This window comes from Lewinellaceae bacterium, from assembly GCA_020636135.1.
In the GTDB taxonomy this organism is placed as follows: Bacteria; Bacteroidota; Bacteroidia; order Chitinophagales; family Saprospiraceae; genus JAGQXC01.
The window spans coordinates 3,354,290-3,380,511 of sequence record JACJYK010000001.1 but is presented as its reverse complement, the minus strand read 5'-3'; the positions used below and the strand labels follow the sequence as shown (position 1 = coordinate 3,380,511).

22 protein-coding genes are annotated in these 26,222 nt (G+C 48.9%); 7 read left to right on the top strand and 15 right to left on the bottom strand.

From position 1 onward, the window contains the following. Positions 1–98 precede the first annotated feature (98 nt). On the bottom strand, positions 99–422 hold the full coding sequence (locus H6570_13020) for a hypothetical protein (GenBank protein MCB9320199.1): 324 nt from the start codon (positions 420–422) through the stop codon (positions 99–101). Between the two features lie 164 nt (positions 423–586). On the opposite strand from H6570_13020, the gene H6570_13015 reads away from it, so the two are divergent. Together H6570_13015 and rfbB are read left to right on the top strand one after the other, a co-directional pair. Continuing rightward, complete coding sequence (locus tag H6570_13015) at positions 587–1,537, top strand: SDR family oxidoreductase (protein MCB9320198.1); 951 nt, start codon at positions 587–589, stop codon at positions 1,535–1,537. A gap of 58 nt (positions 1,538–1,595) precedes the next feature. Further along, positions 1,596–2,645: a dTDP-glucose 4,6-dehydratase gene (gene rfbB, locus H6570_13010; GenBank protein MCB9320197.1), complete on the top strand. Its 1,050-nt coding sequence runs from the start codon at positions 1,596–1,598 to the stop codon at positions 2,643–2,645. Between the two features lie 77 nt (positions 2,646–2,722). Here rfbB and H6570_13005 read toward each other — a convergent pair whose 3' ends face one another. After that, entirely contained in the window at positions 2,723–3,121 is a 399-nt protein-coding gene (locus H6570_13005) for a lipocalin family protein (protein MCB9320196.1), read from the bottom strand. Positions 3,122–3,318: 197 nt separating this feature from the next. After that, positions 3,319–3,720 carry a lipocalin family protein gene (locus tag H6570_13000; GenBank protein MCB9320195.1) on the bottom strand — a complete coding sequence of 134 codons (402 nt, stop codon included), beginning with the start codon at positions 3,718–3,720 and terminating at the stop codon, positions 3,319–3,321. 169 nt (positions 3,721–3,889) lie between these two features. On the opposite strand from H6570_13000, the gene H6570_12995 reads away from it, so the two are divergent. Continuing rightward, positions 3,890–4,411 carry an SRPBCC family protein gene (locus tag H6570_12995; protein ID MCB9320194.1) on the top strand — a complete coding sequence of 174 codons (522 nt, stop codon included), beginning with the start codon at positions 3,890–3,892 and terminating at the stop codon, positions 4,409–4,411. 179 nt (positions 4,412–4,590) lie between these two features. On the opposite strand, the gene H6570_12990 is transcribed toward H6570_12995, so the two are convergent. The 5 genes from H6570_12990 to H6570_12970 form a co-directional block, all read right to left on the bottom strand. Continuing rightward, positions 4,591–5,793: a phosphoglycerate kinase gene (locus tag H6570_12990; protein ID MCB9320193.1), complete on the bottom strand. Its 1,203-nt coding sequence runs from the start codon at positions 5,791–5,793 to the stop codon at positions 4,591–4,593. An 89-nt stretch (positions 5,794–5,882) separates the two neighbouring features. Beyond that, entirely contained in the window at positions 5,883–6,878 is a 996-nt protein-coding gene (gap, locus tag H6570_12985; GenBank protein ID MCB9320192.1) for a type I glyceraldehyde-3-phosphate dehydrogenase, read from the bottom strand. A gap of 136 nt (positions 6,879–7,014) precedes the next feature. After that, entirely contained in the window at positions 7,015–9,483 is a 2,469-nt protein-coding gene (locus H6570_12980) for a glycosyl hydrolase (protein MCB9320191.1), read from the bottom strand. 34 nt (positions 9,484–9,517) lie between these two features. Next, on the bottom strand, positions 9,518–12,196 hold the full coding sequence (locus tag H6570_12975) for a bifunctional acetate--CoA ligase family protein/GNAT family N-acetyltransferase (GenBank protein MCB9320190.1): 2,679 nt from the start codon (positions 12,194–12,196) through the stop codon (positions 9,518–9,520). Positions 12,197–12,206: 10 nt separating this feature from the next. Continuing rightward, positions 12,207–13,163 (bottom strand): histone deacetylase, encoded by a 957-nt coding sequence (locus H6570_12970; protein MCB9320189.1) that lies wholly within the window; start codon positions 13,161–13,163, stop codon positions 12,207–12,209. A gap of 282 nt (positions 13,164–13,445) precedes the next feature. Here H6570_12970 and H6570_12965 point away from each other — a divergent pair, with 282 nt between their 5' ends. The 3 genes from H6570_12965 to H6570_12955 all read left to right on the top strand — a co-directional run bounded on the left by H6570_12965 (position 13,446) and on the right by H6570_12955 (position 17,420). Further along, positions 13,446–13,745, top strand: coding sequence for an HPF/RaiA family ribosome-associated protein (locus H6570_12965; protein ID MCB9320188.1), 300 nt, complete (start codon positions 13,446–13,448; stop codon positions 13,743–13,745). A gap of 128 nt (positions 13,746–13,873) precedes the next feature. After that, a complete protein-coding gene (gene clpB / locus H6570_12960) occupies positions 13,874–16,495 on the top strand; it encodes an ATP-dependent chaperone ClpB (protein ID MCB9320187.1) in 2,622 nt (873 codons plus the stop codon). A 127-nt stretch (positions 16,496–16,622) separates the two neighbouring features. Beyond that, positions 16,623–17,420, top strand: a complete 798-nt coding sequence (locus H6570_12955) for a universal stress protein (GenBank protein MCB9320186.1) — start codon at positions 16,623–16,625, stop codon at positions 17,418–17,420. A 549-nt stretch (positions 17,421–17,969) separates the two neighbouring features. Here H6570_12955 and H6570_12950 read toward each other — a convergent pair. Further along, positions 17,970–18,335, bottom strand: a complete 366-nt coding sequence (locus H6570_12950) for a DUF559 domain-containing protein (GenBank protein MCB9320185.1) — start codon at positions 18,333–18,335, stop codon at positions 17,970–17,972. A 385-nt stretch (positions 18,336–18,720) separates the two neighbouring features. Continuing rightward, complete coding sequence (locus H6570_12945) at positions 18,721–19,161, bottom strand: hypothetical protein (protein MCB9320184.1); 441 nt, start codon at positions 19,159–19,161, stop codon at positions 18,721–18,723. A gap of 414 nt (positions 19,162–19,575) precedes the next feature. Here H6570_12945 and H6570_12940 point away from each other — a divergent pair, with 414 nt between their 5' ends. Then, a complete protein-coding gene (locus H6570_12940) occupies positions 19,576–21,945 on the top strand; it encodes a S9 family peptidase (GenBank protein ID MCB9320183.1) in 2,370 nt (789 codons plus the stop codon). A gap of 44 nt (positions 21,946–21,989) precedes the next feature. Here the strand turns inward: H6570_12940 and H6570_12935 are convergent, their stop codons facing one another. From H6570_12935 to H6570_12915, 5 genes are all read right to left on the bottom strand, one after another. Next, positions 21,990–22,475: a hypothetical protein gene (locus tag H6570_12935; protein MCB9320182.1), complete on the bottom strand. Its 486-nt coding sequence runs from the start codon at positions 22,473–22,475 to the stop codon at positions 21,990–21,992. A 154-nt stretch (positions 22,476–22,629) separates the two neighbouring features. Beyond that, on the bottom strand, positions 22,630–23,847 hold the full coding sequence (locus H6570_12930) for a low temperature requirement protein A (GenBank protein ID MCB9320181.1): 1,218 nt from the start codon (positions 23,845–23,847) through the stop codon (positions 22,630–22,632). A 60-nt stretch (positions 23,848–23,907) separates the two neighbouring features. Further along, positions 23,908–24,234 (bottom strand): TfoX/Sxy family protein, encoded by a 327-nt coding sequence (locus tag H6570_12925; protein MCB9320180.1) that lies wholly within the window; start codon positions 24,232–24,234, stop codon positions 23,908–23,910. 23 nt (positions 24,235–24,257) lie between these two features. Then, positions 24,258–24,596, bottom strand: a complete 339-nt coding sequence (locus H6570_12920; GenBank protein MCB9320179.1) for a VOC family protein — start codon at positions 24,594–24,596, stop codon at positions 24,258–24,260. Between the two features lie 148 nt (positions 24,597–24,744). Then, positions 24,745–26,184 (bottom strand): pyruvate kinase, encoded by a 1,440-nt coding sequence (locus H6570_12915; GenBank protein MCB9320178.1) that lies wholly within the window; start codon positions 26,182–26,184, stop codon positions 24,745–24,747. Positions 26,185–26,222 lie beyond the last annotated feature (38 nt).

Below are 26,222 nucleotides of genomic sequence, written 5' to 3'. Positions count from 1 at the left end.
CGCTGTTCAGGATCCCAATAACATTGTTGAGTGCTGTAGGCACGATCCATTTGAAGATAAGGAGTATTCAGTAATCTGTCAGGGAGGCGGATTTTAATCTACTGGTCATTAGTGAGTCCAGGCTGGCAATTCAATCCGACCATAAAGCCATAGGCTTGGTACATTTTGTAGCGGCGGATTTTAATCCGCTGTTCAGGATCCCAATAACATTGTTGAGTGCTGTAGGCGCGATCCATTTGAAGATCAGGAGTATTCAGTAATCTGTCAGGGAGGCGGATTTTAATCTGCTGGTCATTAGAGTGTCCAGGCTGGTAATTCAATCCGGCCATAAAGCCATAGGCTTGGTGCATTTTGTAGCGGCGGATTTTAATCCGCTGATCAGGATCCCTATAGCTTTGTTGAGTGCTGTAGGCACGATCCATTTAAAGATCAGGAGTATTCAGTAATCAGTCAGTGATTTGTTGGCAGACCGAAACGTTGCATTTAATTCTGACTACTAAATACTGCTTACTGACTACTAAACACTGCCATCATTTTATCATCTTTGAACGCCAGATCTACTAACAGACCAAACATCCAACACGATATGACGAAGAAAAAGGTATTGATCACCGGAGCGGCAGGTTTCATAGGATCCCATTTATGCGATAGAATGCTTAAGGAGGGATTCCACGTCATTGGAATGGACAATCTGCTCACCGGCGATTTGAAAAATATTGAACATTTGTTCCCGGGACCGGATTTTGAATTTTATTTCCATGACATCACCAAGTTTGTCCATGTACCGGGGCAACTGGATTACATCCTGCATTTTGCATCCCCGGCTTCGCCCATCGATTATCTGAAAATGCCCATTCAAACGCTCAAGGTCGGATCACTGGGGACCCATAATTTATTGGGCTTGGCGAAAGAAAAGAAGTCCCGGATTCTGATCGCCTCTACTTCTGAGGTTTATGGCGATCCATTGGTGCATCCGCAACCGGAATCTTACTGGGGTAATGTCAATCCGATTGGCCCGCGTGGCGTATACGATGAAGCCAAGCGCTTCCAGGAAGCCATTACCATGGCCTACCACAACTACCATCATCTGGATACCCGCATCGTCCGGATATTCAATACCTACGGACCACGCATGCGGGTGGAAGACGGCCGGGCACTACCAGCCTTTTTCTCCCAGGCCATCCGGGGAGAAGGCATATCGGTATTTGGAAGTGGAAACCAAACCCGTTCATTTTGTTACATCGACGATATGGTGGAAGGCATCTTCCGGCTGTTGATGAGTGACTATCCACTCCCGGTCAATATTGGTAATCCGGAGGAGATCACCATTATGCAGCTGGCAGAGGAGATCATGGCTCTGGTCCAAAACCCCGATGCTTATCTTGTCTTCAAACCGTTACCGGAAGATGATCCCAAAGTAAGACAACCGGATATCAGCAAAGCGAAAGAAATACTCTCCTGGACACCTAAGATATCCAGAGCTGAGGGGCTGCAAAAAACCTTCGCCTATTTCCGGGAGAAATTGCAGAATGCTTGACCAGACTGATCTTCAATCCTACTTTTGCAATGGCTTGCCTAACCAAGAATAAACAATTATGCATAAAAACATATTGATCACCGGTGGTGCAGGATTTATCGGAAGTCATCTTGTCCATCATTTCGTCCGGGCGTATCCTCAGTATCAGATCATCAATTACGATGCCCTGACCTATGCCGGAAACCTGGAAAATTTATCTGAGGTTGAGTCTGCACCCAACTATCACTTTGTCAAAGGAGACATCCTGGACCGGGAGCGCCTTCAGCAGGTCTTCCGTGATCAAAACATTACTCATGTGATTCATTTGGCGGCCGAATCCCATGTAGACCGGTCGATCCACGACCCATTGCAGTTCATTACCACGAATGTACTGGGCACGGTGACCCTCCTCCAGGTTGCCAAAGAAGCCTGGATAACTCCTGATGATCATTGTTTCTACCACATTTCTACCGACGAGGTATTCGGTAGCCTGGGTGAACAGGGATTTTTTACCGAGACCACGCCCTATGATCCGCGCTCACCGTATTCCGCATCCAAGGCCAGTTCGGATCATTTTGTACGCGCCTTCCACCATACTTACGGGCTTCCCGTAATCGTGTCCAATTGTTCGAACAACTACGGACCATACCAGTTTCCGGAAAAATTGATACCGCTCATGATCCGTAACATCCAGCTGGAGAAACCACTACCCGTTTATGGCGATGGAACCAATGTGCGGGACTGGCTGTGGGTCGGCGATCATGTCGAAGCCATCGATGAGATATTCCACCGGGGACGGGTTGGAGATACCTATAACATTGGCGGCCACCACGAAATGCGCAACATTGATCTGGTCCGCATGCTCTGCCTGATTATGGACGAGTTGCTGGACCGCGAGCCGGGCACTTCGGCTAAATTGATCACCTATGTGAAGGATCGCCCTGGCCATGATGCCCGTTATGCCATCGATCCCCTGAAATTAATGACGGAATTAGGCTGGAAACCCAGGGTACACCCGGAGGATGGACTGCGTCGGACGGCCGCCTGGTATCTGGAAAACCAGGACTGGCTGGAGCGGGTGACCAGCGGGGCCTATCAGGAGTATTATCAACAACATTACGGGGCCTAAAAAAAGGACCGGATGACACATCCGATCCTTTTATTGTAGCTTCCTGAGAAGATAGAAACCTTAGACTTACCTGAGCTTTATCGCTCCAATACAATCTCGGCTTGTACGTTAAGCAGTTGGCTGCCCTCCTGGTAGGTGAGGACCTGCCGGTTTTTTTCATTTAGTGTGCGGGTATATACGGTGGTGTTGTTGCCTTCGGAGACCGTGATGGTGCTCCCGGTTCGAGTCCAGGTCATATCCCCTTTATGGGACACTTTGTTGGATTCGGCGGTGATCACATAATCGGCATTGCCCGTCCCATCTTCCTTAAAGGTCATATTACCGGTCACCGGTAAATTCAGCGTGCCGATCACACCGGTATTCAGGTTGACTTCAGACACGCGCCAGAAGCCGATCAGGTTGTCGATGGAATCTTTTTGGCATGAGAACATCGTAAGCAATAGTGCGGAAGCAAGAACAAAAGTAAGTCGTTTCATACTACAGTTTTTTGGTTGTAAACAAATTGGTTCATACGAATGAATGTTGATTTCATTGCCAAGTTTACACGGTTGATGACGAGTGGAAAACGCAGTATACCGGGGGTAATGTTTTACCAAAAAAGGCCATTGACAAGCCTTTAACCTTTGGGTTAATTCATTGTTATTTAGCTAATGGGAGTAGGGGATGAGCCGGGTCAGCGGGTGAGTGTGATTTCCGCGGTGGATGCACCTTCGTAGTAGCTGATGACTTGTTTCTTGGAACGATTGACAAGACGCTGATAAATGACCAGTTTGTTTTCTTCAGCAATGGTTACCTGGTCTTTGGTGGCAGTCCACATAATGTCGCCTTCTACCGCCTGCACATTGCCCTGATCGATAACCTGATAATCTACATTTCCTGTTCCGTCTGCATTGAAGGTAAAGGTGCCGCTCCCTTCCAGTTTGACCTCTCCCAGAATAATGGAGGTGAATTTGATGCTTTTGAAATTCCAGGTCCCCACCAGGCTTTCGATCGGATCTTTGGTGCAACCCTGAAATTGAAGCGCCAATGCCAATGTCAAACCGGTGATGATGAGGATACGCAAATGTCGAAACATAACGATTCATTAAGTGAAACAAAGGTAATCATTTCGTAGTAGTTCGGTGTTCGCTATTCGCTGTCCGCTGTACGCCCTTCCCACGAAAACACGTCAATCCGTCAATACATAAACACGTTGAACACATTAACTCAAATTCCAGTAACTTACCAATGTTTAATTAAAGCTTATGATCGTCCTGTACATTGTATTGGCACTAATTGCCTTGTTATTGCTGACTGCTGCTATCCTTCCAAAAACCTCAACACTTACGGTGAGTACGGTGATAGACCGACCAGTGCGGGAAGTGTTTGATTATGTCAAGCATCTCAGGAATCAGAAATATTACAGTGTCTGGGTCATGGCCGATCCGGATGTCAAATTAACCTACACCGGAGAGGATGGTACGGTAGGGTTCATTTCTTCCTGGTCCAGTGAGAATAAGAATGTTGGTGTGGGTTCCCAGGAGATCACCAATATTGTGGAAGGACAGCGTTATGATGTTGAATTGCGCTTTGAAAAACCTTTTAAAGCGACCAATCAGGCATATACAACCACCGAGCCTGTGGGTAATGATCAGACTAGAGTGACGAATGTGTTTACAGCGCATTCAGCCTTTCCCATGAATCTCATGTCTGTCCTGATGAAAAACATGCTCCTAAGAGACATGAATCAGAATATGGCTAACCTGAAAAAGGAAATGGAAGTGTAGGTCGGGTGTTCGCTGTACGCTGTACGCTGTATGCTGTTCGCTGTACGCGGTACGCTGTAGGTTATTTGCTGTACGCTGTACGCTGTTCGATGTATGCTGTTTGCTTAACGCTGTACGCTGTTCGCGGTACGCCTTTAGCCTTTCACCTTTCGTCTTTCACCTCCTACGCAAACACGTGATTATCCGATCGAGCTAATACCAGGCATGTCACCTCCTTCCAGCATAGTCAGCATGGCACCCCCACCGGTAGAAACATAGCTAACCTCATCGTCCAGGCCCATCTGATTAACAGCAGCCACGGAGTCGCCGCCACCGACCAGGCTGAAAGCGCCCGTTTTCGTGGCAGCAGCTACGGCTTCGGCAATTTGTTTGGTACCATTGGCAAAGGCCGGCATCTCAAAAACACCCATGGGGCCATTCCAGCAGATGGTTTTAGAAGCCTTGATGGCGTCGCTGAAAGCGGCTATCGCCTTGGGTCCGATATCGAGCCCTAACCAGCCATCCGGGATCTGCTTGCTGTCTACCAATTGGGTTTTGGCATCTGCTGCAAAGGCATCCGCGGCAATGCTGTCGACCGGCAACAATAATTGCACGCCCTTGGCTTTTGCTTTGATGACGAGTTCATTGGCCAGGTCCAGCTTGTCCTCCTCACACAGCGATGATCCGATCTGACCGCCCTGTGCCTTCATAAAGGTGTATGCCATGCCTCCACCAATGATGATGTTATCGGCTTTATCCAGCAGGTTTTCGATCAGCATGATCTTATCGGATACTTTTGCTCCACCAAGGATTGCGGTAAAGGGACGCTCCGGATGATTCAATACTTTTTGTGCGCTTTCGACTTCCTTTTGCATCAGCAAACCGAAAGACTTATGCGCTGCATCGAAGAAGCCGGCCAGGATCGCATTGGAGGCATGTGCACGGTGTGCCGTACCAAAGGCGTCATTGATAAATACCTGACCCAGTTTCGCCCATTTTTCGGCCAGTTCTTGTTTGCCTTTTTCTTCACCGGCTTCAAAGCGGGTATTTTCGAGTAGTAAGACGGAGCCTTCAGGGGCATCTGCAACTGCTTTTTCTGCTTCAGGTCCACTGACGAAGGGAACGAACAGAACTGGTTTACCCATAAGGGACGCCAAATGTGGTGCTACAGGAGCCAGTGAAAACTTGGCTACATTCAGGCTGCCATCCTCATTGAGGGACTTAAGCGGTCTTCCCAGGTGGGAAAGCAGGATGATTTTACGGGCTCCTTGATTCAGCAGGGTGTTGATGGTGGGAATGGCGGCCCGGATGCGGGTATCATCGGTGACTTTACCCTCTTTAATGGGTACATTGAAGTCTACACGTACCAGGACATCTTTATCTTTTACATCGATCTTGATCATGATGGTCTAATTTTTTTGGAAGAAAAAACCCGTCATGCGGAACAGGCCGGCATGACGGGTAAGAAGTATATCATTACAGACTGTAAGGATTAAACCTTCGCAGTCAAGTCAGCCAAACGAGCCGAATAGCCGGATTCATTATCGTACCAGCTGACTAGTTTGACAAAATTTCCATTTTTTACATCCGTCAACCCGGCATCAAAAATAGAGGAGTGTTTGTTGCCAATGATGTCACTGGAAACGATGGGATCCTCGGTGTATTCCAAAATACCTTTCAAAGGACCTTCAGAAGCAGCTTTTTTAAATGCGGCATTGACCTCTTCCACGGTCACATTTTTCTCCAGCATGAAGTTGCACTCGATCATCGATCCGGTGATTACAGGAACACGCAGTGCAATAGCGAAAAACTTACCTTTTACAGCCGGAATAACTTCCGATACGGCATTAGCCGCTCCTGTGGAAGTCGGTACAATATTCTGAGCGGCGGCACGGGCACGACGAAGGTCGCGATGTGGTGCATCCTGGATGTTTTGGTCTCCGGTATACGCATGGATGGTCGACATGGATCCAAACTGCAGTCCCCAGTTATCCATCACTACTTTTACGACTGGTGTCAGGCAGTTGGTCGTACAGGAAGCATTGGAGTAGATGGTGATATCATCCGCAATTTCTTCACCATTGACACCCAGGACGATGGTTTTAATGCCTGCTCCTTTGCCAGGAGCTGAAATAACCACTTTCTTAGCTCCGGCTTCCAGGTGTTTAGCAACTTTGTCCGCAGATGTGAAGATACCGGTGCACTCCAGGACTACATCAATATTGTTTTCTTTCCAGGGAAGGGTAGCCGGATCCTTGATGGCGGAAGCCAGGATCTTCTTGCCGTTAACGATCAGATGTTCATCTGTTGCCGAAACGGTACCTTTGAAAGGACCATGAGCCGTATCGTATTTTAATAGATGTGCCAGTGTCTCATTATCCGTCAGGTCATTGATGGCAACAACTTCAACTTCCGGATTGTCTATCAGGTTGCGAAAGGTTAACCGGCCAATCCGACCGAAACCGTTGATTGCAATTCTTTTTGGCATAATTCCAATTATTTAGATGAAATAAAATAGCTTCTAAGGGAAGGCAAAGTTAGGCTAAGGCTCCTTAAATCGGATCGCAAATATACAACTTTACTAAGAATTAATACAGGCACCGCCAATAACTTGATTGGAAATACTAAGGTAGGATCATCACTTTCTGAGCTACTTCCGGATGGTCTGAACCGGCAATCCGGCGGATGAAATAAACGCCGGCGTTTGGCATCAGCAGCAACTGTTCCGCCCATTGAACAGGTTCATGGATGGTCCACTCCGTCTGTATGCGTCCACGGAGATCAATGCATTGCCAGTGACCCTCCAGGGAGGCATCGCTTTGGAGCCGGAGTATGCCGGTATTCCTGAGATAGGCTGCATGCCATCCAGGTTTTACGGGAATGTTTTCAGTGGCGGTGGTAGCGTCCAGTTGCAAATAATAGGAGGATCGGCCATAGGTGGCTGCAGCCAGGGTCTGACTGCCGTAATCAAAGTCCAGATCAGTGATGATGGCGGCAGGCATGCCACTACCGAATGGCTCCCAATGCACGCCTTCGTCGGAACTCCAGTAAACACCTACATCGGTGGCAGTAAACCACATAGGCCGGTCGGGGTGAATGATCAGGTCATTGACCGGCAGGTCCGGTAGGTCTCCGTCCACGCCTTCCCAGGTGACACCCATGTCGCGGGTGCGATAAATATGATGTGATGCCGAGCCGTAACGGAATCCGGACAGGGTCACATAGCCGGTGCTGGCATCGACCGGATCTGCCACCACCCGGGTAACCCAGCGGAGCGGCAAAGTTTGGCTTACCTTGGTCCAACTATCCCCCTGATCGACGCTTACCCACACCAGTCCATCATCGGTTCCTACCCAGAGGATATTGTGATCTACCGGCGAAACATCGATGGATGTGATGGTGCCATAGGATACCTCTCCCGGTCCCGGGCCATTGGTAAGGTCTTCGCTGATGGGAAACCAGGTATTGGCCTGATTGAGGGATTTGTAAACACGATGCGTGCCCAGGTAAAGTACATTATGGTCTATGGGGTCAATGATCGCAGGCGTATTCCAGTTGGTCCGGTCCTGAGTGTTGATGCCATTGCGGGCAAATTGAAATCGTTCGCCGCCATCAACCGATTTGGAGAACGCTCCGTACTGATATTCCGTATACATGATCAGAGGGTCTACCGGGTCGATCAGGGTGTAGAATCCATCACCGACAAAGATCGAGCCCCAATCATCCGGATGTCCGGACAGGGTGCGGATGCTGGCATTGTCCTGGGTGCCGCCGTAAAGTTGATAGGGGGTATGGGGGTTAATCTCGATGGTGTAGAATTGAGTTACCGGTAAATTGGGCCAATGCCGGGACGAGGCTCCCTTGTCTTTGCTGGAGAACACCCCTCCGTCGTTGCCCAGGATGAGGTGCTTCGGGTCCGCCGGATCAATGACCAGGTCGTGCTGGTCCACGTGGGCGTTGCGGAAGATGGTGGTCCAGGAGTCACCGCCGTTTTCAGAAGCAAACATCGATAATCCGGTAACATAGATGTTTTGTGGATTGACCGGGCTGATGGCTACTTTGCCATACCAGTACATATAGGATGGGCTATTGATTCCTACGGTACGGACGGAAGACCAATGACTGCCGGCATCATAACTGCGGTATAAACCTTGCAGATAGCCCACTTGATCACAATACATGGCGTACATCGTATCCGGAGCAGAGAAAGCGATAGCCAGGCCTATCCTTCCTTTATCCTGAGCCTGGGATGGAAGGCCAGATGTCAGTTCCTCCCAGGTGTCGCCCCCGTCCACAGACCGGAAGATACCCGTTGTGATACCACCATATTGCCGGTCATCGACGGTGCGCTTGCGTTCCCACAGGGCAGCAAATACGGTATCCGGATGGGTAGGGTGGATGACTACGTCAATTCCTCCGGTGGAGTCAGACCGGGCCAGGACTTGTTTCCAGTTTTCACCGCCGTCTTTTGTACGGAAGATTCCCCGCTGAGCATTGTTGTTGAAAAGCTGGCCCATTGCTGCGACGAAGACCGTCTGCGGATCCCGGGGATGAATTTCAACTTTGCCGATGCTGCCTGATTCTTCGAGTCCCTGCCTGATCCACGTTTTTCCGCCATTGATGGATTTAAGGATACCTTGTCCGTCGTAAGTAAGCGATCCACCTCCTGCATTGGCTTCTCCGGTACCGACATACAGGGTGTCACCCCAGACGGCCAAATCTCCAATGGCAGGCGATCCTTCTTCATCCAGGAGAGATTCCCAATGGATGCCTTCATCGTAACTACGGAATAATCCTCCCGAGGCGGAACCCGCATATACGGCTCCATCGCGATCCAGCTCGATATCGGTAATACGCCCTCCGATATTCGTAGGCCCGCCAAATTGCCAGAAATAAGCGTTGTCACGGCTCTCCAGTTGCCGTCTTTCTTCCTGATAGCCGGTTAATCCCTGGTGATAAGCCGGCAAATCCCAGTTTTTAAAGGGGAATGCACGTTGTTTAAAAAACCATTCCTGAGGAGCCTGGTCCTGTTCTTTGGCTTCATCCTCCATACCGGATTGATGGCATCCCAGCAAAAACAGTCCAGCTAACAAGAACGGTCCGGTTATTCTCCGGGTTACGGCAGGTTTAGCCGGGTGGGTGTTGATTAAGTTCGATAGCTGCATAAAAGGTGTCCTGATCCTGTGAGGTAAATATAAAGCCTCTTTTCTCAAGGATGTGTATCATGCCGTCATTTCGTTTTAAAATATAACAGAAAATGCGCTGATAACCTTTGTTTAATGCATATTCAATAATGTAATCTGTTAAAAGCGAGCCCAATCCACGTCCCTGCCACGGGTCGGCGACGACGATGGCATATTCAGCCTGAATGCCCCAGGGGTCTCCCACCAGTCGCACAACACCGATCAACTGGTTGCGGCCTTTGACCTTGATTTCAGCCACGATGGCCATTTCCCGGTCGTAGTCGATGTGGGTGAAGCGGGACAACTGTTCGTGGCTGACATTACCCATAAAACCAAAAAACCGAAAGTAGATGGTCTCACGGGAAAGGTATTCGAATAGCTCCCTTTCCAGAGGTTCATCTTCCGGACGTATCGGTCGTAAGGTGACTTTGAGGTCCTTGAGATTGATCTTTTTGGTAAGATGAACCGGATACGGGGTGATGACCAGGTGCTGGTAAGGCGGGAATACAGGAGCCTTTGGATCCAGAATGATCCGGGCGTCCAGCACCACTTGTCCGGTTTCATCAATGGCCAGTGGATTCAGATCGATCTGCCGGATCTGGGGGAAGTCCATCAGGAGATAAGCAAATCGGCACAGCAGAAACTTCAGCGCTTCCAGATCCACCGGCGGCAGATTACGAAAGCCTTTCAGGATCTGGTAGATCCGGGTCTCTTCGATCAGGTTTTGTGCCAATGCCATGTTGAGCGGGGGGAGAGCTATCTGGGTGTCCCGCAAGATCTCAACGGCAATTCCTCCGGACCCGAATACAATGACCGGCCCAAAGAGGCTGTCTTTTTTTGCGCCTACCAGCAATTCATAGCGCTTGCTGACCATGGACTCAAGACGTACTCCTTCGATCCGGGCTTCAGGTCGTAGCTTTTGGACCGATTGCAGCAGATCATGGTATTGATGCTGGGCCTCCTTCTTCGTCTTTATGTTCAGACGCACACCACTGACCTCAGTCTTGTGGAGGATGTCCGGCGAGGCTATCTTCATGACCCATGGGCGGGGAATTTGCTCCATGGCAAGGGCGAGTCCCTGCTCATCATGGATGAGCATGCCTGGTGCGCTGGGTATATCGTAGCCGGAAAGCACTTGTTTGGCCTCCGTCTCGGATAGTGTCGTGTGTCCTTCGGCGATGGCGTGATCCATGATGGACTTGATGGACTTCCTCTGAGGAGTAAAATCCGCAGGTACATCGGGAGGGGTCTCATACAACAGGCGGATGTGGCGGGCATATTCGGCCATGCGCAGAAACACATCCACCGCATCTTCGGGGAAAGTGTAATTCGGTACCTGATGAGCCTCCAGATGTTGGATGGCTTCGGTGACATCGGTGAGTCCCATCCAGGCGGCAAAGAGTGGTTTTTGATATTTTTCATTGAGTTCGGTGACCACCTTGGCCACATCCAGCGCATCGGTGATCGCCTGGGGGCAGAGTATGGCCAGCACACCGTCGACCTGGGTTTGTTCCAGGCATGCTTCCAAGGCCTGTCGGTATTGTAATGCAGAGGCATCACCCAATACATCGACCGGATTCTTCCGGCTCCAGGAAGAGGGAAGGATCTGATTCAGGTGACCGATGATTTTCTTCGGCAGCGGTGCCATGTGTCCGCCATGGCGGATCAGGTAGTCTGTAGCCATAATGGCGGGGCCTCCGGCATTGGTGACCACGGCCAGCCGGTTATTTTCAGGTATGGGCTGCATCGCCAATGCCTTGGCCAGGTAAAACAGCTGGGCGACCGTTTCGACCCGCAGGATGCCTACACGGGCAAAAGCCGCTGCAAAAACGGCATCGTCTCCGGCCAGGGATCCCGTATGTGAGAGGGCGGCACTGGCTCCTTCCGGACTGGTGCCGGATTTGAGTACGATGATCGGTTTCGACCGCGAATAAGCCCGGGCAGCACTCATGAAGGCCTTGGGATTCTCCAGGGTCTCCATGTAGATCAGGATGCAGCGGATGTTATCCCGGGTGCCAAAATAGTCTATGAGGTCATGGAACCCGATGTCTATCATAGAACCAACCGATACAAAATGATTGAAACCAAATTGTTGCTGCTCCGACCAGTCCAGAATGGTGGCACCCAGTGCTCCGGACTGTGATATGAATGCGATGTTGCCAGGCAGGGGATCCTGTGTGCCAAAAGTCGCATTCAGTCCGATGCTGGTGTTGATGAATCCAAAACAGTTCGGTCCGATGATGCGTATTCCGAAGCGCTGGCGGATCTGTTCAATCCGGAGCAGGAGTTTTTTACCCTCTGCCCCGATTTCTTTAAATCCTGCAGAAATGATCACGACGGCCAGGACCTGCTTTTTGCCGCAATCTTCCAGTACCTCAGGCACAGTCACGGCCGGAGTTGCAATGATCACCAGGTCGATGGGGTGGGGAATGGTATCGACGCGCTTGTACGCATTGTGGCCGGCGATGGTCCGGTGCTTGATGTTGACCGGGTACACCACACCTTTGTAGTTGGGTTTGATCAGGTTCTGCATCAGCGCATAACCTACCGTGTGTTCCCTGTCGGAAGCGCCTACCAGCGCGATGGACTTTGGTTGAAACAGTTTATCTAGGATATGCTTCATAAGCTATCGGTCAGAGGCTCCAATAAGGCAATAACAACCGGCGCAGATCATACATCTCGAAATCGACTATTTCCCGGGTCTGGATGTTACTATGGGTGCTTTCGCTGGGATAGGGGCAGGCTTCTCCATTCATGCCGGCCTTAAAGTTCTGGATGCATTGCGGCAGGACCTCCAGGTTGTAGCCTCCTTCCAGCACTGCAAACGTCTGTGAATAGCGTTCCCGGAGCTGGATCCCGATGTCGTAAAAGCTCTTATTTGAAAAGCGCAGGTCCAGCAGCGGGTCGAAGATATGCCCGTCAAATCCGGCCGATATACCCAAAATATCCGGGTTAAAGGCATCAATGACATCGTAAATGAAATCCATCGCCACAAAGAGAACATCGTCGCCGGTGCCGGGCGGCAGGCCCATTTTGATTTCGGTGCCTGCAGCCGCACCTGTGCCGATCTCCCGGTAACTTCCTTTGTGCGGAAATGCCGGATGCTGGTGCAGGGAGCAGTACAGGATGCGTGGCTCGTCGGCGCAAAGTGCGTCGGTACCATCACCAAAATGCCCGTCAAAATCCAGGATGGCAACGCGGTATCCCTGTTTGACCAGCTGATGTGCCGCGATTGCAATGTTGTTAAACAAACAAAATCCACTGCCATAGGTCGCATAGGCATGGTGTCCGGGAGGTCTGACGAGGGCAAAATCGCCGGTCTCAGCGGCTACTATGGTTGCATTGGCTGCCAAAACAGCAGCATCAAAACTGGCGGGACACAATTGCGTATCTCCGTCAAGCGGCGCTGAGAGGGCGGCATGGCGGCGTATCTTTTCTACGTAAGCCTCATCGTGAACAGCCAGGATGGGGTCCAGATCCATAGGAAGACTGCTGTCCGGAAGATCACGGAATGCTGCCAGTCTGCGGGCGTTCTCCGGATGCATGCCGGTGTCGTGTTGAAGGAATTTATGATGGAAAATGAATTTCATTCCGCTTGTTTTACTTTTTCTTTCCTTTTACAAACTTAAAACTCCTGTGGGGGTAATTGCGTAAAACCTGTGGAGTTCTTATGGTATTTGATGCAGATCAAAATCTCAGCTGAGAAGGGTCATGGAGTAATGCGGTAAATAGTGCGAAGTTGAATGGTATGGACACAAGATTCATTTTATGATAAATCGCCCCGAATACATCAAAACCTTTTTGAGGTGGTATTGTCTTACCTATAAGGAGCCAATCAAATCAGAAATATTCTAAACGATAAAACGAATACTATGCAAATCATCATTCATGAAGGAAATGCAGCCCACGAAACCGTTTATCCTCTATTGGAAAATGGATTGAAAAAGTTTGAGAACTGGAATCCCCAGGTCATCAGCGCTGAGGTCTTTTGCCGAGAAATGGCCGGTTCCGTTCCTGAAAATAAACAAGTGGAAATTAAACTGAATATACCCGGTCAGGACTTGTTCGTCTCATCCCATAAAAGCCATTACGAAGTAGCAGCCAAGGACGCTCTGGACAAATTGCGCCGGCAGATGCGACGCCGTAAAGACCAGCTGAAAAAGACATTATGACAGTTGAAATAAGTTTGATCTGACGCAATGTCAGTTGATTTCGGTCTAAGGTGCCCAAATGTCTCCATTTACCGGTTGGAACAACAATTGATGTTCTGGTGATAACACAACACTAAATACGCCGAAACATGGATATGAATAAATTAACCATAAAGGTCCAGGAGACGATCCAGCGCGCCCAGCAGATTGCCCTGGAACATGAAAATCAAGCCATTGAAGCCGGTCACCTTATGGCCGCTTTGTTTGAGGTTGATGAAAATGTATTACCCTTCCTGTTTAAAAAAATGGGCATCAACGATCAGGTCATTCGCCAGGCTGTCGATGCCATCGTAGACGGATACCCAAGAGTGTCCGGCGGGCAGCCCTATCTGAGCCGTACCGCCAATGAGATATTTGCCAAGGCTGCCGCCCAGATGAAATCCATGGGCGATGAATTCATGGCCCTGGAACATCTGTTACTGGGTATCCTCCAGGTTAAAGATCCGGTATCGCAGTTGTTGCGCGACCAGGGTATCAATGAAAAAGACCTGCAGAAAGCCATTGCAGAATTACGTAAAGGTTCCAAAGTCACTTCACACAGCGCTGAAGAGTCCTACAACGCTCTGAATAAATACGCGGTAAACCTTAATGAACGGGCCCGCCAGGGAAAACTGGACCCGGTCATCGGCCGTGAAGAAGAGATACGCCGGGTGTTGCACATCCTGGCCAGAAGGACCAAAAACAACCCGATCCTGATCGGTGAGCCGGGTGTGGGTAAGACCGCCATCGTAGAAGGATTGGCTCACCGGATCATCAATGGGGATGTGCCGGATGACCTGCTGGACAAGCAGGTGTATGCCCTGGATATGGGGGCATTGATCGCCGGCGCCAAATACAAAGGTGAGTTTGAAGAGCGACTGAAGGCCGTGGTTAAGGAAGTGACATCTGCCGAAGGGGAGATCATCCTGTTCATTGATGAGATCCACACCCTGGTAGGAGCGGGTGGTGGACAAGGAGCCATGGATGCTGCAAACATCCTCAAACCAGCACTGGCCCGGGGAGACCTCCGTGCCATCGGGGCGACCACCCTCAATGAATACCAGAAATATTTCGAGTCCGACAAGGCGCTTGAGCGCCGTTTTCAGATCGTCATGGTCCAGGAACCCAGCGAGGAAGATGCCATCTCGATCCTGCGGGGCCTGAAAGAACGCTATGAGACTCACCACAAGATCAACATCAAGGACGAGGCCATCGTTGCTGCGGTGACCTTATCCAGTCGCTATATCGCCGACCGGCAATTGCCCGACAAAGCCATCGACCTGATGGACGAAGCAGCTGCCCGGCTCCGGCTGGAGATGAACTCCATGCCGGAAGAACTCGATGAAGTGGAACGCAAGATCCGCCAACTGGAGATCGAGCGGGAAGCCATCAAGCGCGAAAATGATGCTGCGAAACTAAACCGGATCGGCGAAGAACTGTCGAATCTCGAAGAGAAGCGCAACGGGCTGAAAGCGCAGTGGGAAAATGAACGTGAAGTGGTCCTGGGCATCCAGCAGGCCAAGGAAGAGATCGAACAGCTGAAACTACAGGCCAAACAGCTGGAGCGTGAAGGCCGGTTCTCCGATGTTGCCGAGATCCAGTATGGCCGTATCCCACAGGTTCAGCAAAAACTGGCCAAATACCAGGAAGACCTGGCTGCCATCCAATCCAAAGGCAGTCAGCTCGTGAAAGAAGAAGTAGATGCCGAAGACATCGCCGAGATCGTGTCCAAATGGACCGGCGTGCCGGTGACCAAAATGATGCAATCGGAAAAAGAAAAACTGATCTTCCTGGAAGACGAACTGCACAAGCGGGTGATCGGTCAGGAAGAAGCCATCGAGGCGGTATCCGACGCGATCCGTCGCAGTCGTACCGGCCTGGCAGATGCCAGAAAGCCCATCGGCTCGTTTCTGTTCCTCGGACCTACCGGGGTCGGTAAGACCGAGCTGGCCAAAGCATTGGCCGAGTTCCTCTTCGACGATGAGAACATGATGACGCGGATCGATATGAGTGAATATCAGGAGCGGCACAGTGTATCCCGCCTCGTAGGTGCGCCTCCCGGGTACGTCGGTTACGACGAAGGAGGGCAACTGACCGAAGCGGTACGCCGTAAGCCGTATTCCGTGGTATTGCTGGATGAGATCGAAAAAGCCCATCCGGATGTATTTAACATCTTGCTCCAGGTCCTGGATGATGGCCGCCTGACCGACAACAAAGGCCGGGTCGCCAACTTCAAAAATACGATCATCATTATGACCAGCAACCTGGGATCCGATATCATCCGGTCCGAATTTGCCCACCTCAACGATGATAACCGGGAAGAGGTGATTGAGAAGACGCACGGGTTAGTAATGGAGTTACTCAAACAATCTTTGCGACCGGAATTTCTGAACCGGATCGATGAGGTGATCCTGTTCCAGCCACTGGGATTAAAAGACATCCGTGCCATCGTGGACCTGCAACTGAAGCAATTGGAAGCGGTACTTGCACAGCAGGAAATCACACTGACAGCCACTGAGGATGCCATCGACCTGATCGCGAAGATGGGTTTTGATCCGCAGTTTGGTGCTCGCCCGCTGAAGCGAGTGATCCAGAAGAAAGTGCTGAATGAATTGTCCAAGCAGTTGCTGATGGGCAAAGTCGAAGCTAAAAGCCAGTTGGTACTGGATGCCTTTGACGATCAGTTGGTCTTCCGTAAGCCGTTACCGAACGAGTCTTCAGAGGCTGCGTAAATAGATAAATGAAGCCTGATGATTGCAGGCACCTGAATAAATAGAGAGCTGGCACCCTGGAGAGGAGGTCAGCTCTTTTATTTTGCTGGATAGCAGGCTGATAAGTCCTGTCAAAAAAAACAAAGAAATGAAAAAGATATTGGTCCCTACAGACTTTTCCGATACTTCCCGAAATGCTATTGAATTTGCCGGAGGACTAGCTGCTGCCACAGGCGCAGAGATTGAGTTATTTCATGCTTACCAGGTGGTTAAAACTGCCGAGATGTTCGTTTCAGTTAACGACATCATTGAGAAGGACCTGGAGAATGAATATGCTTACCTGGTTCAATCGCTGCATGCACGGTATGGAGGCGACTTAAAGGTGACCTATAAATACGTGGAGGGTTATCCGGTCGATGTCATCAACCGGGAGGCGAAGCAGGGTTTTGATCTGGTGGTTATCGGTATGCAGGGTAAATCCGCACTGGAGAAACTTTTCCTGGGTAGCGTTGCAACCGGTTTGCTTCGTACCAGTAAAACACCGGTTCTCGCCGTGCCTAATGGAGTGACGTTCAAAGCATTCAAATCCACGATCATCGCCACCGATGGCGATCACGTCCAGGACCCGGTCCTCTTCGGGCCGGTGATGGAATTCGCCCGGATCTTTGGCAGCAAAATTGACTTGTTCTATCACCGCTCGGAAAAAGATACCAACCTGGATATCCGCAAGCACTTTACCTGGAATGGCGTCTCCTTTGATTTCCATATTGCGGAAACCGATGAGGATACGCACCAGGCTCTGGACCGCTTTGTGCATACCCATGAGGCAGATCTGCTGGTTATGCTGCATCACCGCCGCGAGTTTTGGTCCCGGATCTTTAATCCCAGCTTCACCAAAGCACAGGCTAAGATCACCCAAATACCTTTGCTGATATTGCCGGTGTGACCAGGGTGTCCGGGGATATGAGGATTCCTAAAATGCTTTGGCAAGTCCCCTCCCTGGAGGGGATTTAGGGGTGGGTTGTATAAGGCCTCCAGGTGTCAGGGCATCGTGGTTTTGAGGTTACGTGGTTTCAAGGTTTACTCAAATGATTATTCTGGTTGGCGCAAGTCCCCTCCCTTGAGGGGATTTAGGGGTGGGTTTGGCAAGGCCTCCAGGTGTCAGGGCATCGTGGTTTTGAGGTTATATGGTTTCAAGGGTTACTCAAATGATTATTCTGGTTGGCGCAAGTCCCCTCCCTGGAGGGGATTTAGGGGTGGGTTTTCACAGTGTTCAAGGTGACAGTCCCCTTCGGCATTCCCACATGCTTAACACAAGGGGGACTTGTTGTTAATGGAATTGTTGCTGTGATTGTTTTTTGGTAATACCATCAACCCTGCATTACCTATTCCCCCTTTGAAGGGGGCCAGGGGGATGTTACCCTTTGAAGGAGGTCAGGGGGATGTTACCCTTAGAAGGGGGTCAGGGGGATGTTACCCTTTGCAGTTATTAACATCAAATGGAGTCAATGAAAGATTTAATTTGAAATACTACTCCATCTAAGTTTTGCTTTACGTCAATATCATAAATACGAATAAAAGTAACACCGAAGGATTCTAATTTTTGTTGTCTTTTCTGGTCCTTTTCAATAGCGGCAATTCCATCGTGACTATTGCCATCTAATTCAATAGCGAGCATTAATTCATGACAATAAAAATCCACAATGAACTCATCAATAGGCACTTGACGATGAAACTCATATCCTAGTGATTTTCCTTTGATACGCTTCCATAACAATACTTCAGAGAGGGTACTTTGATTTCGTAATTTTCTTGCGAGCAATTTAAGCCGGGGATTGTAAGGTATTATTTTGTTATGCATGGATGTATTTAATTGATAGATGTAAAGTTAATAAACATCCCCCTAAATCCCCCTTCGGCATTCCCACATGCTTAACACAAGGGGGACTTGTTGTTACCGGAATTGTTGCTGTGATTGTTTTTTGGTAATACCATCAACCCTGCATTACCTATTCCCCCTTTGAAGGGGGTCAGGGGGATGTTACCCTGAAAATTTCATAATTAGGACTATTTGATTTCAGATTTGATTGACATCCGGGTGACTTGAAACTTGCACACCTGGAACCGTGACCGTCTGAAGCCATATCATCAGGATTCCTGTGCTTATTCTTTATACGGACGGTAATATAAATCACCTCCATCCACATAAGAACTTGCGAATACCAGTTGGTCATTGCACGGGATTATCAATCGGAGCAAATAGGCATACCATGGGTCAAAATCTCGCACTCGTATATCGGGAGTGCTGAATAATATCCTTCTGAAAATTGGCCCTGCGTAATTCTCAATGGAGCTTTAGCCTGAAAATGCCCATCCAAATCATAAATTACGGCAATCGTATCAAGGAATTCTACATAAAAATTTGGCGGTACATACATTGAATCCGGGTCAGGTATAGGATCAGGAGTATTAAATACGACCGTATCCAGAATCCATTTTCCCTGTATGAAATCGATGAGTGTGGTTTTTGTCCAGGGTGTATCATAGCTTCCTAAAAGATCAATCGTATAACTTTTACAAGGCGTGTATTCTGTAATTGGATCTGGATTGGGTTTCTCCTTGGAGCATCCAAATATTAAAGTGAATAAGGTTAATAAAAGTGTGAAAGCTCTAAATGGTATTTTCATCTTTTCACCGGTACGGTAATTATTAGCGCACCAATTCTTGAATAGTATAGAAATCTATAAATCGAGCATAAAACCAAAATGCGGTCTATTTTATTAAAACGTTGAATTATTCCATTTTGTGTTCTGAAGAGCGGCGTTTTCCAAACCTAGTGACCTCCAGGCTACTGGGGCTCAGCGTTTCCAGGGTGCTTTTGTTGGATTGCTTTGGATTGGACTATTCCCCTCCCTGGAGGGGATTTAGGGGTGGGTTTGTATATTCAGCATCATCGTTACGATTCTCTGGCAACTAACTTAATGGGCTGTTTCTATAAATCCCGCATTAGCTCAAATTCAGGATCAAAGAGATCACCAAGTATACAATCACCAACCAAACTTTAACATAAAACCCTATTTTGTCCACAAATTTGATGCTTCATGAAACGGTTGATGCTTCTTGTCCTGGTGAATGGATTTTTATGCTCACTTTATGCCCAATCCCTCTCCATCGAAACCATCATGCAGGGAGATGCCTTCGTCGGTACCTCACCCTCACGGGTATTCTGGGGACCGGACAGTCATACCATCTACTTTTACTGGAACCCGGACCAACTACCGGGCGATGTCCTTTACAAAGTGGACCTGACCGGGGACCGGACACCTCAAAAAGTAAGCGCCGAAGAAGAACGCGGGCTGTGGCAGCGCAGCCTGCCCAATGCCGACCACAGCAAAGACCTCTATCTGGCATCCGGAGACATCTACCTTTACGATCATCAGACCCATACGTCACATCCGGTGATGCAAACCAGCCAGCGCGAGTCCAATGCAACCTGGGCTGCGGATGGCAAAGGCATCGTGTTTGAAGCCGATAACAACCTGTTTCGCTGGAACTGGTCCGACGAAACACTCATCCAACTGACCAATCTCAAATCAGGCAATGAGCGCAAAGACCGCAGCAAGGAGGATGAACAGGCCGAGTGGCTCAAGCGCGATCAGCTGGAATATTTCGAAGTATTGCGGGACCGCAAAGAACGCCGTGAATTCCAGGATTCCATCCGCAAAGACCTGCGCGAGGAAGGACCAAAACCCTACTATTATGGAGACAGTAGGATCGGAGATCTGGTGGCCAGCCCGGACAACCGGTTTGTGACCTTTACGCTGACCGATATGCCGAAAGATCCGAAATGGACCAAGGTGCCCGATTATGTGACCGAAGACGGCTATGTCGAGGAAGACAATGCGCGCCCCAAAGTAGGTAGTCCGGAACCGACCTACCGGTTTATGATCCTGGACCGCCAGCGGGATACAGTCTATGCCCTATCCACCAAGGCGCTACCGGGTATCTATAGGAAACCGGAGTATCTGAAAGACTATTACTCGGGCGATGCTTCTTATGTTGACACCTTTTCTGCACCCCGGGAGGTGGCTTATTCGGAGGCATTGTACAATGAGTCGGGAACCCATGCCGTCGTGGTCGTCCGAACTTCAGACCACAAGGATCGCTGGATCGTTGCCCTGAATCCGGTGACCGGATCTTATGAAGTGATCGATCATCAGCATGACGAAGCCTGGATAGGCGGACCTGGTGTCTCCGGATGGGGTGGGCCGGGAACCCTGGGTTTTCTGAAAGATGGTGAGACGCTCTATTTTCAGTCCGAAGCCACTGGCTATTCTCACTTGTATACCTACCATTTCCCAACGAAAAAAACCACCACGCTGACCCAGGGATCCTATGAGATCCTCAGTGTGGACCTCTCGCTGGATAAAGGTTATTTCTACGTGCTTTCCAATAAGGAAGGACCTGAGCAACAGCACTATTACAGGCTGCCTGTCAATGGCGGTGACATGATGAAATTGACTGGCGCCGTCGGCGGCTATCAGCCTTTCCTGTCGCCGGACGAGACCAAGCTGGCATACCTCTATTCCTACGCCAATAAGCCCTGGGAACTTTACGTCAAAGACAACAATCCGGAAGCTGCCGCTATGCAACTGACGCATTCGACGACCAAGGCATTTGAAGCCTATCCCTGGAGAGACCCGGAGATCGTCACCTTCACCGCCCGGGACGGGGCGGCCGTGAAGGCACGCATCTATACACCAGCCCGCAAAAAGCGCAACGGAGCAGCGGTCATTTTTGTACATGGTGCCGGATACCTGCAGAATGTGCATAAGTGGTGGAGCAGTTATTACCGGGAATACATGTTTCATAATATGCTCGCCGACGAGGGATTTACCGTTCTGGATATCGACTATCGCGGCAGCGCCGGCTATGGCCGTGACTGGCGTACCGCCATTTACCGCTTTATGGGCGGTAAGGACCTGACCGATCAGGTGGATGGTGCACATTTCCTGGCCCAGAAGTACGGGGTCGATCCCCAGCGCATCGGCATCTACGGCGGATCCTACGGCGGATTCATCACCCTGATGGCGATGTTCACCACGCCGGGCGTGTTTAAGTCTGGGGCGGGACTGCGGTCCGTGACGGATTGGGCGCATTACAACCATCCCTATACTTCCAATATATTGAATTTGCCGTATACCGACAGCATTGCCTACTACCGCAGTTCGCCCATCTATCATGCGGAGGGCTTGCAGGGCCACTTGCTGATGTTGCATGGGATGGTGGATTCCAATGTTCACTTTCAGGACATCGTTCGGCTCAGCCAGCGTTTAATCGAATTGAATAAGGATAACTGGGAACTGGCCGTGTTCCCCAAGGAAAATCACGGGTTTATTGAGGCGAGCAGCTGGACGAATGAATACAAGCGTATCCATAAACTCTTTCTGACGGACCTGCTGAAGAAGTGAGGCGACTGGGATTTAAACCACATTTTAGTTGTACCATCGGTGATTTATCCGGCCGGTGAGACCTTCTTATAGTAGTGGTACAGCCGGTTCATTTGGTCCTTGCCCAGCTTCTGGCCAGTACGGGCGGTCATCAGGGCGAAAAAAGTAATCAAAGCCAGAACAGGTAGTGTCCACAATATCCGTCCGGAAAGCCCGAGCTGCATCTGAGAAAAGCCGACGATCATGATTACCAATGAGGCAAACCCTAGCAGGGTGTAAAAAAAGATATACATCAGCCAGACCGACTCGCGGGGGCCAAAAACACCGTAAATGGTACTGCCCTGGTCGTTTTCCATCACTTCCAGATTGAGCTGGGGAGACCAGAAATGTTGTTCATCGGAGGGTATCCGCATGTAAACGTGGTTGTTGGCTACAAACCCGCGTATTTCTCCGGAATTCTCCCGAAGATTTTCCTTGAACCGGGCAAGTATTGTTGCCGGTGGCAGGTCGCTTTCTTTCTTAAACCGGGGACGAATTTCGATTGGCTCCATATTATCGGAAATTACCTGGATTAACCTATTTGTACTCATTAAACACTGCTGGTAAAGGATACTGGACTAGATTGTTGTTACACCACAGTGTACAGCATGATAGGGGTTAAAATACAATTTCTTTCATCAGGTCAGATATCCGGCGATTTGTTTTTTAATCCTGATTTGGAATAAGCTCCTGATCCGTGGATACGAAAATACTGCTCAAAGCCGCTGCAAGGATTAACAGCAATAAAATCAACAGATCAATGATAAGCAAGGTGGTGAGTGTCCAGTCTTCCAAGAACAAAATGCAGGTCAATAAAAGGGCAACTGCAATGCCCACAAAAAGTTGGATTTTTGACTTTAATTGTTGATAGCGCGGTGGATATTCTAAAAAGAAAAGCATGATGAATATTCCCGTTAAGAAAAGACTTATGGCAAAATTAAACCCAACAGGAAATGAAATAACCCCCTCGGAATGCTCATGCTGGAAATACCCAAATAAGCCATCAAAAGCAACTGCGGTCATGCCCAGCCCCATTAATGTGGGTATATAGGTTAATTCGGTCAGGAAACTAAATAGGATGCCTTTTTTACAGGAACGATCGGATATTAATCCAAAAAATATCCACCATAAGGCAAATACGATGATGATCGACAGACAAAAGGGTACCCACATTTTTAAACTTAGGTCATTTAAATGACTTACGCCGTTAACAACGCCTACGATCACTTCGCCGAAAACAATAATTGTAAATAATCCCATTCGCTCCGTCATGCTACCGGATAGAATGAATTCTCTGGATTGTGTCCAGCGAATGATCATTGTTGCCACCGGAGGTAAAAAATTTAGAAGCAGGGAAATAAAAAATAATATTCGGGTATAGGGCTCTCCTGTAAATAATGTAATGAAAAGGGTGCCGAATGAAATTAAATAAATCCAGGTGTATGGCCGGTTTAATATCCGGTGCACTTTATCGTAAATGCCGACGCTCCACCACATATACGTGATGTACAACTGCATGATCATGACTGCAATTGTTGCATTATGGACCATGTTTTCCCCTGAACTATTGAGGGTGACAATCATTCCGGACACAATGACCATCTGCCATAACGTCATCAGACTGGTGCGGACACCGGGAGTGCCATGCAGATCATGGTATAAGCTACCATTGAGCCATCCCCAGTAAATCATGCCAAACATGTAGACGTAATCCAGAAACCCATGCAGGTTCTGGTGTGCTGCCAGATGATGACAGGCGTTGGCTATGGCAATGACATACACCAGGTCATAAAATAGTTCCAACCAGCTCACTTTGCGCTCTTCCCGTTTAGAGGAGATTTTACGGGGTGGACCCCACCAGGAAATGGTTCTATTGGATTTCAAAAAACAGATGTTTAGTAATTGTGAAAAAGAAAATGCAGGATAAATTTTATCCTCCCTGAATTATTTTTTCTTTTTTGGTTTTGGGAGTGGTAGTTCATCTGCCGTATGGGAGATCAATTCACCAAGCCATTTGGTATCTTTCATAAAAGGCTCATCAATAAAGAAATAATTCTTGGCACCCGGGTAGGGTGGGGCTTCCATCGGATCTCCAATAAATTTCCGCCCGGCTTCGGTAGGCTTAACAAAAAATTGATTGTCACTTAGGATCGCTACAAATTTGCCATCATAATAAATGCCGTATTCTCCAAACATGGATTTGTACGAAAGTTCGATCTGGCCTGAAAGGTCGTCAACTATTTTTTGCATTAAATTTTTACTGGAAGCCATAAAAAGGTGTGTTTAAATTGATCTTAGGTTTGCACCAGGTAAAGTATGTTATCATCCGGATCTTTAAAATGACTAAGCCTGACCTGGTCTTCTGTTGTTTTAAATACAATTCCTTTTTCAATTAATATTGATCGGGCATTTTGGATATCCGGAACACGTATACCTATTTGCATATTATCACCTGATGCAACAGGCTCCCGTGTGGGGTGTAAACCAATGGTAATCCCTGGGCCTGCGATTTCCGCCCAGTGATTCCCAAACCGGCTTTTTAATTTTAAGCCAAGGATTTCGGTGTAAAAAAGAATTGCCCGGTCCAGGTTTGCAACCATTAGCGTAACATTGATGCCATAAATTTCCAGCATGGATTTACATTAGGAAGATCAGGAGAAATTATCATTTACAACGTGTGTAACCACGCTTCGTACTATTGAAGTTAACGGTTCTGAAGAAACCTTGCCAATTTTTGCACTGAAAGGTTATGGGGATGATTTGGATCCTGAAATGATCCGGCTAACCGCCAACAAACCGGCTGGCAATTTGTAATGGCCGGAACGTAAACCTTTTCTTAAGATGATGCCCACCGCTCCTTAATAGGATATCACGCAGTGTTTCGATTACTTCTATGGTGTGGGTTCCTTTATTGATCATCACACATTCCGCCATAGCGGCGTGGGCTGCATCAATGACTTCTGACCGGGTAGCCAATCCGGCTTTATTCAGGTTTTCCAGTACCTGTGTGGCGTATATGACCGGTACATGACCGGCTTCGCAGATCCATAAGATCTCCTCCTGCACCTCACTCATTCGCTCAAATCCCACCTCTACGGCCAGGTCGCCCCGGGCAATCATGACACCGAAATTTTCATTTTTCATGCCCTGGAATAAAATTTCAGGAAGATTCTTCACGGCGTCCGGCGTTTCGATCTTTAAAATGATGGAAAGATCGGGTTGATCCTGTATAGCCTCCTGTAGCTCAATGACATCCTTTGCATTGCGCAAATACGAGTAGCCCACCATATCTCCGTACTTCTTGATAAACGGCAGGCTGGCCCGGTCGAAATCGGTAAGAGAAGAGATGGTCAGGGTAGAATCCGGAAAGTTGATTCCTTTTCCTGGTTTGATCACTGGTTTTTTACTGGAAATACGGGTCACAATCAGTTTGGCAACCCCATCATTGACCTGATCCACAACAGTCTCAATCACGCCATCATCGAATAACGCCCTTTCGCCGGGTTTTAATTGGTTGATGATACCGGGTAAGGAAATACCGAGGCATTTTTCTTCACTGCGGTCTTCTTCACAAAGAAGGATCGTCCCTCCGGCTTTGATCTTCATTTTCTTGTCATGGGGTGTCCGGGTACGGATCTTGGGACCGGCCAGGTCCATGTAGATTTTGCAGGGCAGACCGGTTTTTTCCTGTGCTTTGCGGATATTCCGGATCATCTGTAGCCACATGGACTCATCATCATGAGCGCAATTGATACGTGCTACGGTCATACCGCTTTGCAGTAAGCTCTTTACGGTAGCATAATGGCATCCGAAAGCGCTGTCAAATGTGACCATGATATGGGGAATCCCTTCCAGAAGCCTGTTGCCAAATAAGGCTGTAGTTTTTTCTTTGATCCTTTTTAAGCCCATTTCGTACGTGCAAAGCTCTTCAGGGGTTTTGACATTTGCTGCTCCCAGGTGACCCAAGATAGCCAGCACCTGGCTGCGGATATGGCTTTCAGAACTTGCCAGGGAGGACAGACCGTGGGCATGGAGGGTGTCCTGCAGGTCGCGAATATCCCGGTTACGCAGGACCAGGTAATGCAGCAGGTTTTTTGCACTGATGGCCTGGGACGGATGTACCCTCTGAAGGAGGGTTTGGAAATTCAATTCCGCCTCATCCATGGCCTGGTCAATTTTCTCCAACTCATTAATGAGGATCGTTGGATCGTCGGAAAACATGGGGCTTAAACTTTGGATAAAAGGTACGACGATCCGGA